This window comes from Pseudomonas sp. MWU13-2105 (assembly GCF_023242315.1).
GTDB lineage: Bacteria > Pseudomonadota > Gammaproteobacteria > Pseudomonadales > Pseudomonadaceae > Aquipseudomonas.
Genome location: NZ_JALLIY010000023.1, coordinates 44,210 through 61,181, shown reverse-complemented (window position 1 = coordinate 61,181; position 16,972 = coordinate 44,210). Strand labels below are relative to the sequence as shown.

The 16,972-nt window shown below is 63.1% G+C and carries 11 protein-coding genes; 1 reads left to right on the top strand and 10 read right to left on the bottom strand.

Annotated features, from left to right (window positions below; translation table 11 throughout):
- Positions 1–199: 199 nt before the first annotated feature.
- The 10 genes from M5B96_RS28090 to M5B96_RS28045 form a co-directional block, all read right to left on the bottom strand.
- A complete protein-coding gene (locus tag M5B96_RS28090; protein ID WP_248800183.1) occupies positions 200–922 on the bottom strand; it encodes an alpha/beta hydrolase in 723 nt (240 codons plus the stop codon).
- Positions 923–985: 63 nt separating this feature from the next.
- Positions 986–2,023 (bottom strand): purine-nucleoside phosphorylase, encoded by a 1,038-nt coding sequence (locus tag M5B96_RS28085; protein ID WP_248800182.1) that lies wholly within the window; start codon positions 2,021–2,023, stop codon positions 986–988.
- A gap of 94 nt (positions 2,024–2,117) precedes the next feature.
- Entirely contained in the window at positions 2,118–2,348 is a 231-nt protein-coding gene (locus tag M5B96_RS28080) for a hypothetical protein (RefSeq protein WP_248800181.1), read from the bottom strand.
- A 111-nt stretch (positions 2,349–2,459) separates the two neighbouring features.
- On the bottom strand, positions 2,460–4,634 hold the full coding sequence (locus tag M5B96_RS28075) for a hypothetical protein (RefSeq protein ID WP_248800180.1): 2,175 nt from the start codon (positions 4,632–4,634) through the stop codon (positions 2,460–2,462).
- Positions 4,621–5,823: a DUF3142 domain-containing protein gene (locus M5B96_RS28070; RefSeq protein ID WP_248800179.1), complete on the bottom strand. Its 1,203-nt coding sequence runs from the start codon at positions 5,821–5,823 to the stop codon at positions 4,621–4,623. The genes M5B96_RS28075 and M5B96_RS28070 overlap by 14 nt, the downstream gene beginning before the upstream one ends.
- 121 nt (positions 5,824–5,944) lie before the next feature.
- Positions 5,945–7,378, bottom strand: coding sequence for an efflux transporter outer membrane subunit (locus M5B96_RS28065; RefSeq protein ID WP_248800178.1), 1,434 nt, complete (start codon positions 7,376–7,378; stop codon positions 5,945–5,947).
- Positions 7,379–7,380: 2 nt separating this feature from the next.
- On the bottom strand, positions 7,381–10,500 hold the full coding sequence (locus M5B96_RS28060; protein ID WP_248800177.1) for an efflux RND transporter permease subunit: 3,120 nt from the start codon (positions 10,498–10,500) through the stop codon (positions 7,381–7,383).
- A gap of 4 nt (positions 10,501–10,504) precedes the next feature.
- Positions 10,505–13,570: an efflux RND transporter permease subunit gene (locus tag M5B96_RS28055; protein ID WP_248800176.1), complete on the bottom strand. Its 3,066-nt coding sequence runs from the start codon at positions 13,568–13,570 to the stop codon at positions 10,505–10,507.
- 52 nt (positions 13,571–13,622) lie between these two features.
- Positions 13,623–14,705: an efflux RND transporter periplasmic adaptor subunit gene (locus M5B96_RS28050; RefSeq protein WP_248800240.1), complete on the bottom strand. Its 1,083-nt coding sequence runs from the start codon at positions 14,703–14,705 to the stop codon at positions 13,623–13,625.
- Positions 14,706–15,025: 320 nt separating this feature from the next.
- The gene (locus tag M5B96_RS28045) at positions 15,026–16,006 is read right to left on the bottom strand and encodes a hypothetical protein (RefSeq protein ID WP_248800175.1); all 981 of its coding nucleotides are present in this window, start codon (positions 16,004–16,006) and stop codon (positions 15,026–15,028) included.
- A 394-nt stretch (positions 16,007–16,400) separates the two neighbouring features.
- Here M5B96_RS28045 and idi point away from each other — a divergent pair, with 394 nt between their 5' ends.
- Positions 16,401–16,967 carry an isopentenyl-diphosphate Delta-isomerase gene (idi, locus tag M5B96_RS28040; RefSeq protein ID WP_248800174.1) on the top strand — a complete coding sequence of 189 codons (567 nt, stop codon included), beginning with the start codon at positions 16,401–16,403 and terminating at the stop codon, positions 16,965–16,967.
- Positions 16,968–16,972 lie beyond the last annotated feature (5 nt).

Here is a 16,972-nt window from a genome sequence, read left to right as displayed (position 1 = left end):
CATGAACTCAAGACATTGACAGGAGTGGTTTTTTGCCAGAACCCGAGGTTCTCGGGAGGGGATCGCGTAACGGCTGAGTGCTACAAAAACGCGCAGCGGCGCGCCAAAAAGGTGAAGCAAGGTATCCGGGTAACACTTCGCCTACAGGGCTGCGCCCCCCGCTCGGTCAAGCCGGTGCAATAGGGAAAACAGCACTCCGTCAGTGTTTCAACGAGGCGTTGATCCAGTTTTTCAGGTCGTAGACCTCAGTAGCGCTGATGGTGTGGCCGACGCCAGGATAGGAGTGAAACTGCGGTTCGATGGACAAACCCTGCAATACGCCCAGGGCCTCGGTCGCACCGGTGTAAGGCACCTGCGGATCGGCGGTGCCGTGACCGATAAAGACCTTCAACCCGGCGTACCTCGGCCCGCCCTTGAGTTCCGTGCGCAGCACCGGCAGCAGCCTGCCGCTGAGGGGGGCGATACCACGCAGCAGTTCGGGACGCCGGAGCGCGACCTCGTAGGTCATCATCGCCCCCTGGCTGAAGCCGACCAGGAATACCTTGTCAGGTTGGGTGTGGTATTTCTCGGTGACCCGGGTGACAAAGTCACTGATGGCTTCGGCGCTCAGGCGCAGATCTTCACTTTCGCCGTCGTACTGCGGCGCCCTGCTCTTCTGGTGGAACCACTGGTAGGCCCCCTGCCTCACTTCCAGGCGCCCGCGTACCGAGAGCACGGTGTAGTTGGCCGGCAGATCGTCCTTGATCCCGAACAGATCATCCTCGTTGCTGCCGTAACCGTGCAGGAAGATCACCAACGGCTGGTCACGGCTATCGGCACTCGCCTGCGCCTGGTAAGTCAACGGCATATCGGCGAGCAATTCGGCCTGCGCCGTCGACACGGTGCACGCCAACAGCAAGGCCAGGGCCAGGGGTTTGAGCATGGTCGGGGTTGTCTCCGGGCGAACGGTGGGAGCCAAGCTTAGCATTGACACCCCAGCGAGTACTCAGTTCTGCGGAACGCCCTGCTCCCAGGCCGGCCAATTGCCAAGAATCGCCTGCAGCAACGGATTGCCCGCCCGGTACAAGTTCTCCAGGGCCGGGACAAAACCGCCCTGGTCGGCGTACTTGAGCAGGTTGTCGACTTCGCTGTAGCCAGGATACGGCCGGTCGAAATCCGAGCCGGCCCGCACCACGGCCAGGCGGTTGATATCCACCCGCCCGGCCTTGCTCGCCCGCAGCAGGGCTTCGTAGGTGGAGTTGTCTTCCTGCTGGGTGGTGCAGTAGACGCCCTTGTTGTCCGTCAGCAAGCGGGTCCAGACCTCGGCCCGTTCACTCAGGCGCGTTCCGGAAAACCAGGTATTGCCCGCCAGGCTGTCGCACTGGGTCACAACCGGTGGCTGGTTGGCCGGGGCGTAAGGGTACTTGAGCCGCCAGGCCGCGGATTCCTTGCTCTCGCTCAAGGTCACCTGATGCGACAGGGCAAAGGCCTTGGCCTGCAACCTGGGGTTGAGTTCGAAGACTTCGGTCTTGTAGTCCAACGGCGGCTTCTCGTTCGGGCCCCGGGTGTTGATACCGATATAGCCGGTGGGCCAGTCTTTCGGTGCATCGCGCGAGTCCAGTTCCCACTGGGTGCCGAACTCCACCAGATAGTGGGCCCAGGCCGCCGTGCCAATGGTGCCTTGATGGGGGTTGATCCCGGCAATGCCGGCAATCAGGAAATATGACTGGCGCAGGTCGAACTGCGGCGACAACGCCAGGGCCAGGGTCGAGGCGGCAGCGTTGGTCTGGCCCATGCCGGTCACCAGCAGACAAGTGTCCTGGTCGTTGCAGTGAATGTTCGGGTATTCGGCGCTGAGGCCTGGCACCGGGATTTCCTGCTTGAGTGCCAGGCGCTCGATCCAGGTCTGCGCTTCCGGCGCGAACATGGTGATCAACATGACCTTGGGCTTGATCGGGATCGGTCCGGCCGCCCAGGCCAGCGGTCCGGCCAGGCTGCCGAGCAACGCGCAGGCGGTAAGCGAGTAACGAATCACAGTGCGCATTAACGCTCCTATTGACGATGGCGCCCGGATCGACGCTGCCAGGCTGGCCTTGTCGCGGCGACGTGGCGCCCCGACAAGCCCGCTCCTACAAGGATCAAAGCGCCTGGAGACGCTCGACAATCTGGTTCTTCACTTTCAGTCGCCGTTCCTTCAGCGTTCTCAACGGATCATCCGCCGCCTGGGCCGACTCGGCCGCCAGCACTTCCTTGTCGATATCGTCGTACTGATCAAGCAATTGGTTGAGCCTGGGGTCCTTGCTCCTATGCTGCGCAAGCGCCTCTTTATCCAACTTCAGGTCCGCGAGCAAATCGTGCTTGACCGGCATATCGTCACCTCTTGGTTCTGTGGGCAATAGATGAAGTTCCAGGGCCGCTACTTCATGAAGGGTTCAAGGCGATCTATCCCTAAGCAATAGCACGCCTTGGCCCACCTTGCCTCAGCGCTTCGCTTTACGCCGACGCCGCCACAGGACCGCCAAGCCAGCCAACACCGCCAGAGCCGCCACCACCAGCAGCGCCTTGTAAGGCCGCAAGGCCGAACGCATGGCGTTCAAGGGCTGGGTCAGGTAACGCCTGTTGGCCTGGTCAAAGTTCGGTTCCTGACACTGCTGGCCAAAATTCTTCGCCCAACTCACGTACGGTCCTTGCTCGACATAACGCTGGTAAAGCTGGATTTCCTCGTCACTCCCGGCCACCCAGCCCGCCGCCTTGCACAACACGGCGGCGAACGCCTGGCTGCCGTGGGGCAACTGATCGGCGGCCTGGCTGGCCAGGTCCACCGCCACCCAGCGATAGTGATAACGCCGGTCGGGCTTGGCCACCGTGGCCTGCTGCCGCTGGATTTCCGCGCTCTGCAGAAACGCTGCTGGTTGCAACGGCGGCGTCTCCAGGCTGTAGTAACCATCCAGGGAGCGGTAATCCGGCGCCATCTCGTAGCCGAGGAGCTCCATGCCCGACTTGCGCGCCAGGGTGGCGGCGGCAAACAGCGACTCGGCGCGTCCCGTGGCGGTCCAGCGCGACACGGCCTGCTGCCGATCACGGGCATAGTCCCGCGCCGTGGCCTGTAATTCGGGACTGTCGAAGTACTTCGGCGCCTCATCGTAGCGCCCCTCGCGCAACAGACGCCGCGCAAGCAGCTCGCGCAACCGCGCGGCCACCGGACGTCGTACGTAATTGTCCTTGTCCTCGGGCCTGGCCGCCGGCGGCGCGGACACATGGGCATCGACATAGGTTTTCAGTTCATCGAGTGTCAGTACCCGCTCGGCCACGGTCGCGGCATCCAGCCAATAGATATCCTGGCTGCGGTAAAGCTGGTCGAACGCTTGCAGGTAGTCGCCACGGTCCAGTGCCAGGATCGCGCTTTCGCCCTGGACCCGGCAGCCGGGCTGAACGGTTTCGAAACTCCAGTCCGCCGCCCGTCGCGAGCCCCAGGCTTCATCCTTGGGGAATGCCTGGGCCGCCTTGGCATAGGCGACCGCGGCCTGGACCTTGTCGCCATCGCGCAATGCCAGCTTGGCCCGCACCCACCATGCCAGACCACCGTCGCCGGCGTGTTCGACAAAGGCCCTGGCTGCGGTGTAATCGCCCTTCTGGTAACTCAGGGCGGCAAGGCGATCGGCGTTGTCCAGGCTGCCGGCGACACTGGCCAGCAACACCTTGGACAGTCGCTGCTCCTGCTCCGGCTGTTCATCGAAGAACCAGCCGACCCGGCTAAGCACGTAGGCGGTCAAGAGCTCCTGGACGTTTTTCTCCTTGAGCAAGCTGCGCAGCTGGTCATCCGGTAGCCCTGCCAACTCGCCGGCGATCTGCTTGAGCGAGGTGTAGCCACTGTTGGAGCCCAGCTTGCTCTGACTGGCGTACAGCGCAATGGCGCGGTTCCAGTCATTGTCGAGCCTGAACAGCCGGGCTTCCTCGCCCAGGCTGGCAATCCCCAACTCCAAGGGATCGCTGAAATCCCCGGCGCTCAAGTCCCGGGTCTGCTGGAACGCAAGCCGGGCCTGGGCTTGCAGCTCAATGCTGGTGGCCGCCGGAGCCTTGCCGTTTTCCGTCAGGGTCTCGACACCCGCTTCGGCCTGGACACTCAGGGCGACCAACGCCCGCCCCAGGGAATACGCGGCCCAGGTACTGCGCAACTTGCGCTGATCGGCCGGCAGGGCCAGGACCTGGCGGAAGTATTCCGCTGCGCGCTGTGCGTCACCGGCCTGGAACGCCACGGCACCGGCGATATACAGCCGCAGCTCAGCCGGCAGGTCGGCACCCTGGATTTCGACCTGCTGCGGGTCTTGCAGGTCGCGCAGGCGCGTCACCTCGACCCGCAGATTTTCCGGCAGCTCGCTGGCCTCTACTTTGTCACGTTGCTCGCGATAGGGCTTGCTGTTGTCGTCGCTGTCCCAGTACGGCGTCAGCGTGGCCTCGGTCGCCGGTTTCAGCCCGGCAACGGCTTCGCCGAGACGATTGACCTCGAAGGCGAAGTTGGTTTCCGGCAGATCGGCCAGGGACTGGGCCCGATCGTTCAACAGTCGCAGGGGAAAGTCCGGACCGCAGGCCAGCGCCGATAACGGCAGACTGAGGGACAGGCACAGCAGGTGCCGGGGCCAGTTACGGGTAGACATTCCACGCTCCTTGATCGATTCGGGTACAGCGCGCCCAACCGAGCGCGCGTTGGCCGCCAGCGGCGATACGCGCGCTGGACTGGCGGGTAAAAATGAGCTGCTTCGAGGTTTGCTGCAAGGTATAGCCGTTGATGCCATCGACGCCATCACATTGCTCGACGTCCACTACCACGCGCTCGGGTAGCGGCCGGTCGAGGTTGCCGCGATTCTCCAGGCGTATGTCGTAGAGGCCCTCGCGGACCGACAATGCAACCTGCCATTGACTCGCAAGGGCCTCGCCACGGGCCACCGCGCGCAAGGTCGTCAGGCTCCAGGCGCGGCGGTCGCCGGGCAGCGGCAGGCGGAACCAGATCAGCCCGGCCAGATGCGCCGGCGGCTTGGCCCGCAGTTGCCGGGCCAGGGTTGCCAGTTGCTGCGGATCGGCCAACAGTTCGCGGCGCTCGCCGCCACGGTTCAGCGCGACTTCACCTTCGACCACCGGCCCGCCCTGGTCGTCCGCCAGCAACGCCACGCCATAAGCCGGCAGTGCCAGGTAAAACGGTTTGTCGCTGAGTCGGCCCCAACGTTCGGCCCAGTCCCTGGCTTGCGCGGGGTTGAACAGGCCAAGCCTCGGGTTGTTCACCGCATGCACCTGCAACACGCTGCTGTCGACCGCCTGCAACAAGGCCGGCAGCTGCGGGCTGTCGAGCCAGGCCGGCAAGGCGGTGATGCTCAGTTTCAATGACGGCGGCAACCGGCCGCGCAGCTTGACCAGGAAGTCGGTATAGCCAGGCAGGCGTGCACTGCCGCTGTCATGGTCGATTTCCACCCCGACGGGCATCACACCACCCGCTTGCCAATCCGCCAGCAACTTCACGATCTGCGTACGCGCCATGTCCAGGTCCAGGGCCGGAAGCTGGCCGTCGAGGCGAATGACCGCGATCACCGGTCGGCCATCGGCCGCGAGTTGCGCCAGATCCACCCGCGCCCGGCTCCATCCGGCCTTGGGCTGGGCCTGGAGGGCCAGCACCCGCAAGGTCGAGAAATCCGCCCGACTCTGGGCCAACGCCTGCTCATGGGCCGGGCGCCATTGGCGTTGCCAGATGTAGAGTTGTTGGTCGAGGGTCGCTGTCGGCTCCGGCTGACAGCCGCTGAACAGCAGGAGCAGACCGAGGGGAACCAGGCGGCGGGCAGAAAAAATCAAGGACATACGAACCCTTATCGAACGCGGCGGGCCTGTTTGGGCGGCATATTACCGCAACCGCGCCGCGCTTCAGAGACTGGCCAGCGGCAACGAACGTGTCGCCGCCAAACCGGCAGGCCACGCACTGTCACTTGCTAGTCAAAGGCTCCTCCTGCCAGCCGCCGCCAAGGCTCTGGACCAAAGCGACAGCGCCCTGGGTCAGTTGACCCTGGGTGTCACGCAGGATCTGCTCGGTCTGCAACAGGATCAGTTGCTGGGTCAGCACACTTTGCCGGCTGACCGTACCGGCTTTCTGCTGGGCCTGCTGGCTGCCGAACAGTTGCTGGTTGCGCTGGTAGATCTGCTGGTAGGCCTGGGCCTGGGTCTGCAGGTGATTGAGCGCCGAGAGGTTGTCTTCCACGTTCTGCAAGGCACCGAGCACCGTGCCGCGATAGTTCGCGACCTCCTCGTCATAGCTGGCCTCGGCCGCCTTGACCGCCGACGTGCGCGCACCACCGTCGAACAGGGTTTCGGCCAGTGCCGGGCCGACACTCCAGATCCGATTCGGCAATGAGAACAGGCCGCCCAGGGCGCTGCCCGTGTAACCGACCTGGGCCGTCAGGTCGAGATTGGGATAGAACGCCGCCTCGGTGACGCCGATTTTCGCATTGGCCGCGGCCACCGAGCGCTCGGCGGCGACCACGTCAGGACGCCGTTGCAACAGCCCGGACGGCAGGTTCAAAGGGGTGGCCGGCAGCTTGAAGGCAAAGCTGTCGAGCGGTGCCAGGCTGAACTGCGCCGGGGCCACCCCCACCAACACCGCCAGGGCATGCTCGAACTGCTCGCGCGAACGCTGCGAGGTCTGCAAGGCGGCCACCACGCTGGTCAACTCGTCCTGGGCCACCAGCAGTTGGTCGTTGGACGCAGTACCCTGGGTGTATTCGGTCTGGATCATGTCCAGCAGTTGCTGGTTGATGCGCTGCTGTTGCTCCAGCAAGCGGATATCCATATCCAATTGGCGGATGCCGAAGTAATTACTGGCGACACTGCCGCCGATGGACAGGCGGACGCCGGCCAACAACGCATCGGAGGCCTGGGCCGAGGCCTGGCTCGACTCGATGCCACGGCGTACCAGGCCCCACAGGTCCGGTTCCCAACTGGCACCGAGGGTGGCGCTGACACTTTTCTCGACCGAACCATTCGAGGTGCTTGTCGTACTGCCGCTCCTGCCGACCCCGCGGGAACCGGACAGTCCGGCGGTCACTGTCGGCCAGAGCCCGGCCCGGCTCGCGGCGACTTGCGCCTGGGCCAGGCGGTAAGCCGCCTCGGCGGCGACAATCGATTGGTTGGCCGTGGCCGCGCGAAGCATCAGGCCGTTGAGGATCGGATCGTGGTATTCCAGCCACCATTGGCTGTCCAGCGCGCCTTGGGGATTGGCGACCGCCCGCTGCCATTGCGCGCCTTCCTTGAAGGTCTGCGGCAGTTCGAGCGTCGGTTTCCGGTAATCCGGTCCGACCATGCAACCGCTGATGCCCAGGCTGAGCATCAGGACCAGGTAAGGGGCGCGTCGACCCGTCATCATGTTCAAGACTCCTTGCCGCGCCGACGCAGCCGCTCGGAAGCGCTGTCCAGCCACAGATAGATAACCGGCGTGGTGTAGAGCGTCAGCAATTGGCTGAGCAGCAACCCGCCGATAATGGAAATCCCCAGCGGACGGCGCAATTCCGAACCGTAGCCACTGCCCAGGACCAGCGGCAAGGCCCCGAGAATGGCCGCCAGGGTGGTCATCATGATCGGCCGGAAGCGGATCAGGCAGGCGCGGTGAATCGCCTCGCGGGCGCCGCGCCCGTGCTGGACCCGCTCGGTAATGGCGAAATCGATCATCATGATGGCGTTCTTCTTGACGATCCCGATCAGCAGGATCACCCCCACCAGGGCGATGATCGACAGTTCGGTGCCGGTCAGCAGCAAGGCGATCAGGGCGCCGACACCGGCCGAGGGCAAGGTCGAGAGGATGGTCAACGGATGCATCAGATTCTCGTAGAGCATCCCCAGCACGATATACACCGACAGCAATGCGGCGACGATCAGCAGCGGCTCGCTGGCCACCGACGACTGGAACACCTGGGCCGTGCCGGCGAATTGCCCGACCACGCTGGCCGGCATGCGCAACTGCGCCACGGCGTTTTCCACCAGCGTCGTGGCCTGGCCGATGGAGACGCCCGGAGCCAGGTTGAACGAGGCCGTCACCGCCGGAAAGGTGCCCTGGTGGGCAATGGAAATCGCCGTGCGCTGGATCCCGGTATCCGACAAAGCCGCCAGCGGCACCAGCTTCGGTGCGGTCGCCGGCAGCGTTGCGGCGACTGCGGCCTGGCTGGAGGCCTGGGGCCCGGTGGGGACATAGATCGACTTGAGGGTCTGCGGATCGGTCCAGTACGGCGGCGCCACTTCCATCACCACATGGTACTGGTTGGCCGACTTGTAGATGGTCGAGACCTGGCGCTGGCCAAAGGCGTCGTAGAGGGTCTGGTCGATATTGCCGATATTGACCCCGAGGCGGGCGGCGGTATCGCGATTGATGCTGATATTCGCCAGCAGGCTGTTGTCCTGCTGGTCGGTGTTGATATCGGTCAGTTGCGCCAGGGTATGCAGCACGGCCACGACCTTGGGCACCCACTCATCCAGGCTGGCCTGGTCATCGGCGGTCAGGGTGTACTGGTATTGCGCCCCGCTCTGCCGGCCGCCGACGCTGATGTCCTGGGCCGATTGCAAGTACAGCCGGGTCCCCGGCAGGTCACCGAGGGCCTTGCGCACCTGGGCGATCACCTGGTCGGCGCGGTCCTTGCGCTCGCCGACCGGCTTGAGGGCAATAAACATCTGGCCGCTGTTGATCGCCCCGCCACCCCCGCCGCCCCCCCCGATAAAGCCACCGACGGTCTGCACATTCGGGTTCTTCGACACGGTCTGGTTAATCTTGCTGAACGCCTCCTGCATCGCCGCATAGGAAATGCTCTGCGGCGCGATGATGCTGCCCTGCAGCCGTCCGGTGTCCTCCTGGGGAAAGAAGCCCTTGGGCACCAGCACATAGAGCACGGCGGCGAGCACGATGACCAGCACGGTCAGCAGCCCCATCAGCGCCGAATGATCGACGACCCAGCCCAGGGTCCGGTCATAGAAGCGATGGAAGCGCGAATCCGGATACTCGTGCTCCGAGCCCGTCACCTGGCTCGGGCGCAGCAGGATGCTGGAGAGCATTGGTGTCACGGTCAGGGAGATCAGCATCGAAATCAGGATCGCCACCGACAGTGTGATGGAAAATTCGCGAAACAGGCGCCCGACTATACCGCCCATCATCAGCAACGGAATAAACACCGCGATCAGCGACACACTGATGCTCAACACCGTGAAGCCGACCTCCCGCGCCCCGGCCAGCGCCGCTTGTACTCGGGTTTCGCCGCGCTCCAGGTGGCGCATGATGTTTTCCACGATGACGATGGCATCGTCGACCACGAAGCCGGTGGAAATGGTCAGCGCCATCAGCGACAGGTTGTTCAGGCTGAAACCGAGGAAATACATGGCGCCAAAGGTGCCGAGCAGCGACAGCGGCACGACCACCGCCGGCACCAGGGTGCTGCGCCAGTCGCGGAAGAAACCGAAGGTCACCAGGGTCACCAGGAGAATCGAGGCCAGCAGGCTGATTTCCACATCGCGCAACGAGGCGCGGATGGTGGTGGTGCGATCCAGCAGGATATTGAGCTTGATCGAAGCCGGGATCGAGCTTTGCAGGAACGGCAGCGAAGCCTTGACCGCATCCACCGTCTCGATGACGTTGGCCCCCGGCTGCTTGAACACCACCAGCAGCACCGCCGGCCGGCCGTTGGACAGGCCGAAGTTGCGCAGGTCCTCGACATCCTCGCGGACATAGCCCAGGTCGGAGATATGCACCACATCGCCGTTGCTTTGCTTGACCACCAGCGGCGCGTAGTCCTCGGGCTTGAACAGCATGTCGTTGGCGCCGATCCCGTAGGACAGGTTGTCGATGGACAGCGCGCCCTTGGGCAGGTTGGCGTTCGAGGCGGTGATCACCGCGCGCACCTGCTCCAGGCTGACGCCGTAGTGGTTGAGCCGATCCGGATTGAGTTCGATGCGCACCGCCGGCAGCGCACCGCCACCGACGGTGACGTCGCCGACCCCGCTGGTTTGCAGCAATTTCTGCTCGAGCAAGGTCGAGGCCACGTCATACATTTGCCCGGGCGTGGCACTGTCGGAAGTCAGGCTGATGATCATGATCGGCGAATCGGCCGGATTGACCTTGCGGTAGGTCGGATTACCCGACAGATCGCTGGGCAGGCTGCTGCGGGCGGCGTTGATGGCGGCCTGGACGTCGCGGGCGGCGCCATCGATATTGCGGCTCAGGTCGAATTGCAGGTTGATGCGGGTCGAGCCCAGGTTGCTCGACGAAGTCATCTGGGTCACCCCGGCGATCTGCCCGAACTGCCGTTCCAACGGCGTGGCCACCGAGGTGGCGACGGTTTCCGGATCGGCGCCCGGCAGCGAGGCGCGCACGCTGATGGTCGGGAAGTCCACTTGCGGCAACGGCGCCACCGGCAACAACAGGAAGGCCAGCCAACCGAACAGGGCCAGGCCGACCGCCAGCAGGAGGGTTGCAATCGGGCGTTGGATGAACGGCGCGCTGATGTTCATGGCATCAGCCCCCGGTCTCGGCTTGCCGCTTGCCGAAGCGCCGTTCCAGTTGGTTCATCGCCAGGAAAATCACCGGCGTGGAAAACAGCGTCAGCAACTGGCTGAGCAGCAACCCGCCGATGATCGCGATACCCAGCGGATGGCGCAGCTCCGAACCGATGCCGGTGCCCAGGGCCAGCGGCACCGCGCCGAACAGCGAAGCCATGGAGGTCATCAGGATCGGTCGGAAGCGCAGTTCCGCCGCCTTGCGAATCGCCGCCACCGGGTCGAGCCCGTCCTTGCGCTGCAACTCCAGGGCGAAGTCGACCATCATGATGCCGTTCTTCATGACGATCCCGATCAACAGCACGATGCCGATCAGGCCGATGATGTCGAACTGGGTGCCGGTGACCTGCAACGCCAGCAAGGCGCCGAGGGCCGCTGAGAGCAGGGTCGAGAGGATGGTCACCGGGTGCACGAAGCTCTCGTAGAGAATCCCGAGCATCAGGTAGACCACGACAATCGCCGCCACCACCAGGAAGACCTGGTTCGCCAGCGAGGACTGGAAGGTCGCGGCGGCGCCTTCCAGGTTGGCCTGTACCGTCAAGGGCAGGCCGAGGTCTTTTTCTATCTGATCCAGGCGCGTCACGGCGGCGCCCAGGGTCTGGCCGGGCGCCAGGTTGAAGGAGATGTCGGCATAGGGGAACTGGCCCAACCGGTTGAGGGTGATGGGGCTGCGAATCACCTGCTGGGTGGCCATGCTCGCCAGGGGCGCCACGACCCCGCTGCTGGTGGCGACATACAGGCCGGTCAGCAGGTCGGCGATATTGCGCGGTGGCCGGTCGCTGGCCATCACCACGTGATACTGGTTGAGCTGGGTGTAGATGGTCGATACCTGGCGCTGGCCAAAGGCGTCGTACAGCACATTATCGATGGCCTGGGGCGTGACGCCCAGGCGGGAGGCCGTGGCGCGATCGATATTGATCTGGATCTGATTGCCGAACTGCATCGCCTGGCTTTGCACGTCGCTGAACATCGGATCCTTGGCGATGGCCGAAAGCAGCTTGGCGGTCCACTCCTCCAGGACCTGCGGGTCGGTGGCCTGCAAGCCGAGGCGGTAGCTGGTGGTCGCGATCGTCGCGTCGAGGGTCAGGTCCTGCACGCTGTGCAGATACAGGCGCACCCCGGAATCATCGGCATTGGCGTCCGACAGCCGGCGAATCACCAGCGCGGCGCTGTCGCGCTGGCCGCGCTCCTTGAGATTGATCAGCAGGTTGCCCTGGTTGATGGTCGGGTTGGTCTGGTCGATGCCGACGAAGGACGACAGGCTGGCCACCGCCGGGTCCTTGAGAATCCGCGCGGCGAGCTTCTGCTGTTGCCGCTCCATCTGCTGGAACGACACGCTGGGCGAACCCTGGGAGATCCCCTGGATCAAGCCGGTATCCTGTTCGGGGAAAAAGCCCTTGGGCATGATCACGATGATGAGCAGGGTCAGCAGCGCGGTGAAGACGATGGAAATCAGGGTCAGGGTACGGTGCAGCAACACCCAGTCCAGGCCACGCACGTAGTAGCCGTTGATCCGGTCGAAAAAGTCCGGACGGCGCTCGCCGGAGTGGTTGCGCAGCATGCGCGAGCACATCATCGGTGTCAGGGTCAGGGAAATCACCGCGGAAATCACGATGGTCACCGCTACCGTCATGGCGAACTCGCGAAACAGCCGGCCGACCACATCGCCCATGAACAGCAGCGGGATCATCACCGCGATCAGCGCCACCGACAGCGAGATGATGGTGAAACCGATCTGTGCCGAGCCCTTGAGCGCGGCCTGCAAGGGCGTATCGCCCGCTTCCAGGTAACGGGTGATGTTTTCAATCATGACGATGGCGTCATCGACCACAAAACCGATGGCAATGGTCAGCGCCATCAGCGTCAGGTTGTTCAGGGAGAACCCCAGCACATAAGCCACGGCCAGGGTGCCGATCAGGGTCAAGGGCACGGTGACGGCCGGAATCACCGTAGCCGGGATATTGCGCAGGAACAGGAAGATCACCAGTACCACCAGCAGTATCGCGACCCCCAGCTCGTACTGGACGTCGGTCACCGAGGCGCGAATGGTCTGGGTGCGGTCGGTCAACACACTGACCTTGAGGGTTCCCGGCAGGCTGGCGCGCAATTTGGGCAACAGTTGCTGGACCCGGTCGACCACCTGGATCACGTTCGCTCCTGGCTGGCGCTGGATATTCAGCACGATCGATGGCGTGTCGTTGGTCCAGGCCGCCTGCCGTGGGTTTTCCGCGCCCTGGATCGAGGTGGCGATCTGCGCCAGGCGGATCGGCGCGCCATTCTTGTAAGCGATCACCAGGTCGCGGTATTCCTCGGCCGATTGCAATTGATCATTGGCACCGATGGAAAACGCCTGGAACTTACCGTCGATATTGCCCTTGGCCTGGTTGACGTTGGCGGCCCCCAGGGCGCTGCGGACATCCTCCAGGGACAGGCCCATGCTGTTCAGCGCCGAGGTGTTGGTCTCGATCCGTACCGCCGGGCGCTGGCCGCCGCTGATGGTCACCAGCCCGACCCCGGAAATCTGCGAGATCTTCTGCGCCAGGCGCGTATCGGCCAGGTCCTCGATCCTGGTCAGGGGCAAGACCGCGGAAGTCAGCGACAGCGTCAGAACCGGCGCATCGGCCGGGTTGACCTTGCTGTAGACCGGCGGATACGGCAGGTTGGCCGGCAAGAAGGTACCGGCGGCATTGATCGAGGCCTGCACTTCCTGTTCGGCGATATCCAGCGACAGCGCGAGGTCGAATTGCAGGGTGATCACCGACGCACCGTTGGAACTGGTGGAGCCCATCGACTTGAGGCCGGGCATTTCGCCGAACTGGCGTTCCAGCGGCGCGGTGATCGAGGAACTGATCACCTCCGGGCTGGCCCCGGGGTACTGGGTGAAGACCTGGATCGTCGGGTAATCGACTTCGGGCAGCGCCGAAACCGACAGGAAGTGATAGCCGAGCAACCCCAGCAGGAAGATGGCGACCATCAACAGTGTGGTGGCGATGGGTCGCTCGATGAAGGGTCTTGAGACGTTCATCAGCAATGCCTACCTGGGCGGCACAATGGGAGTTTCTGGGACATTGCCGAACTCACTGGCTGACCACTTTGACCGCCGAGCCGTTGTCCAGTTTGTCGGCCCCTTCGGTAATCACCTGCTCACCGACTTTCACGCCCTCTTCCAGCACCGCCGTCAGGTCGCCACTGATCGGGCCGCTCTTGATCGTGCGCAGGCTGGCCGTGCTGCCTTGCACCACAAAGACGAAATCGCCCTTGCTACCGTGCTGGATCGCCAGGGTCGGCACCACCGCGACCTGCTGCAGGGTGTCGGCCTTGAGCCGGGCATTGACGAACTGATTGGGGAACAACGCGTTACCGCTGTCGTTGAATTGCGCCTTGACCCGCACCGTGCCGGTGGCGGTGTCGACCTGGTTGTCCAGGGCCAGCAGGGTTCCGCTGGCCAGCAGGTTGTGTTTGTTACGGTCGTAGGCCAGGACATCGACCTTGCCCTTGGCCATGGCCTGGTCGATGGCGCCCAGATCATCCTCGGGTACCGCGAAGACCACCGTGGCCGGGTTCATCTGGGTGATCACCGCGATGCCCGTGGTGCTGCCTGCAGCGACAAAGTTGCCGGGGTCCACCAGGCGCAGGCCGACGACGCCATCGACCGGCGAGATGATGGTGCAGTAACTCACCTGCACTTGCAGGTTCTGCACCGCACCGTCATCCGCCGCCACTGTCCCCACTTGCTCCTGCACCGTGGCAACCTGGGTATCGAGGGTTTGCTGGCTGACCGAGCCGACCTTGATCAATTCGCGAAAGCGCGCCAGGTCGCGCTGGGCATTGACCAGCACCGCCTGGTCATGGGCCAGCACGCCCTTGGCCTGGGCCAATTGGGCCTTGAGCGCGCGGTCATCGATGCGCGCCACCACCTGGCCCTTGCCGACGCGCTGGCCTTCCTTGAAGTCCACCGAGGAAAGAATGCCGGAGACCTGGCTGACCACGGTCACGCTGCGGGTCGGCGTCACCGTGCCCAGGGCATCGATATACACCGGCACATCCAGCAATTTGACAGCGACGGCCGTCACCGGATCGCCCGGCGCGGGCGGCTTGCCCTTGGGCTTGTTCGAACGGTGATAAAGCGCCCAGCCCCCCGTCAGAAGCCCCAGTACCAGAACCGCCAGCAGAATGCTTGTTGCCTTGCTGTGCTTCACTCATCTATCCCCAGGGGTCCGCTTCCGCAGCGGCAATGGCCATTGGCCCTATGCCGTTGAAGATTAGTCTGCTATCGAGGTTGCGCCCATGAACCTGAACAACAGCTTTCTGCGGGGGATGGGGATGGTGAAACTCTTGTCAGTTAAGGAAATGACGAGCGAAATGGAGAAGTGCAAGTACACGCCTGGCGGACTGTGCGGCCTGAGGAGGAGTAGCTGCGCTGTTACACGATGGAAAAAACCGCCATCCGCCTGCGGATACTATTGACTGCATCATCTCCCTAGGCTTCTTCATTCCCTGAGTCGGCATCCGATTCGATATCCATATCGGATTCCGACTCTGAGTTGAATTGTTCAATCGGTATTTCTCGATTAACCGATGCCACGTAGGTAGCACACTCCGCCTGGGTCCACTGCCAAACCTGCTCCATGCTCGGAACTGGATTATCATTTGCCCAGGGGTTGTATTCGGCGTCACCATTGCCGGCAGAAGAGGCCCTATGTCTTTGACGGGCACCGAATGTATCCTCTCGCCATTGCGGGAGCTGCGCAACTTGTCCTTGTGCTCCACCATAGGTGATATCGGCAGCCACGGCGAGCCCGGGGTTCAGGTTGATGGCGGTAAGCTTTCCAGTGATATGGTTTCCAACCGGGCCGGCCTGCGCCGCCGTGGTTAAATCAGCATATGTTTGAATTCCGCCAAACACCTGACCATAGTCGGGCCTTGCACCGCCGAGATTGACTTGCTGATCCCATGTAGCGCCGACCAAGTTGTTGAGTTGTTCCTCTACGCACATCCCCCATAGCGCAGGGGTTTGATTCGCTGCATATGCATTCTGCGAATGTGTTCGGTTGGCAGGGGCCGCTTGCACTCCGGTAGTCGCATCCTGAACAGCCTGGGGGACCAATCCATCCAGGGCGCTCCAGGCAGCGTTTATCTGTTGGGTTTGTGCCGCCGTCCGAAGGGCGGCGGCTGCAGTGTAGGTGCCGCTTCTAGAGACGGCTCGTTGAATAGGGGCTTGATTCGCCGGTATCGACAACTGAGACGTCGGCCGGGCTGGGCTACGATTATCTGCCAACTCCCGGGAAACCAACTGTTCGACCCGTTGGCTATTGTCTGCGACTCCTTGCCACAGCGTTTTCTGCGCAATGGCTGCCGGACGATTGTCTACAAGCTGATAAGCTGACTTGGCACGTTCTGCTGTTTGAGGAGCGACTAACTGTTTATTGCTTTCCTGTTTTCTGTCGGCATAAACAGTCATCCAGAGCTCCTTGCCCGAGGTTCAGTAGTTAGCGTATTAATGCCGGTATCATGAAAACGACTTCTGCGTAGCTGAACGAGCTTGAAGCCTAGCCCAGTCTAGCTGAGGTTTATCGAGTGCTTCAATGTCTTGCCCCTTTCATCAGGGCTCGGGCCCGAGCGCAAGAAATCGACTCCGCCCCACCACCCTGCGCGCCGCCAAACGACCTGCCGTGAACCTCCCAGGCGCACCCGCCGGCTTTAGACGAACGGCCAAGCAGAATGTCTGTCGCCCCTTGCGCTTGGGCTGACGCGATCTATCGTCTCCCCATGCCACTCAAGAAAACCTGAGTTCCTCTCAACGTATTCTGCTCTGCAGTGCTGTACAGTGACAACGACACCACGGAGTCCGAGTCATGGAAGAAACCCTCATTCTGGTGGATGAGGACGATTGCGAAACCGGCAGCGCGCACAAGCTGTTCATCCATCAACAGGGCCTGCGACATCGGGCGTTCTCGATCTTCATTTTCGACGAGCAAGGCCGTTTGCTGCTGCAACAACGCGCCCTTGGCAAATACCACTCGCAAGGCCTGTGGACCAACAGCTGCTGTGGCCATCCGCGCCAGGGCGAACAGACCCACGCCGCCGCACAACGGCGCCTGTTCGAAGAAATGGGCCTGACCTGCCCCCTGAAGAAGGTCGCCTCCCTGCTCTATCGGGAACAGGTTTCGAACGACCTGATCGAGCATGAATTCGACCATCTGTTCGTCGGCACCAGCGACACCCCTCCCGTAGCCAACCCCGATGAAGCCCTGGCCTGGGCCTGGCTGCCACTGTCCGACATTCCGGGGTGCATTGCCGCCGAACCGGAAAAGTACACGGTCTGGTTTCGAAGGATCTTCGACATCTACACCCTCACGGGTTTGCACGCCTGGCAAAAAATCGCCCTCGCGGCACCTTCGACCAGTCATCTGGCCCTCTAGAGATC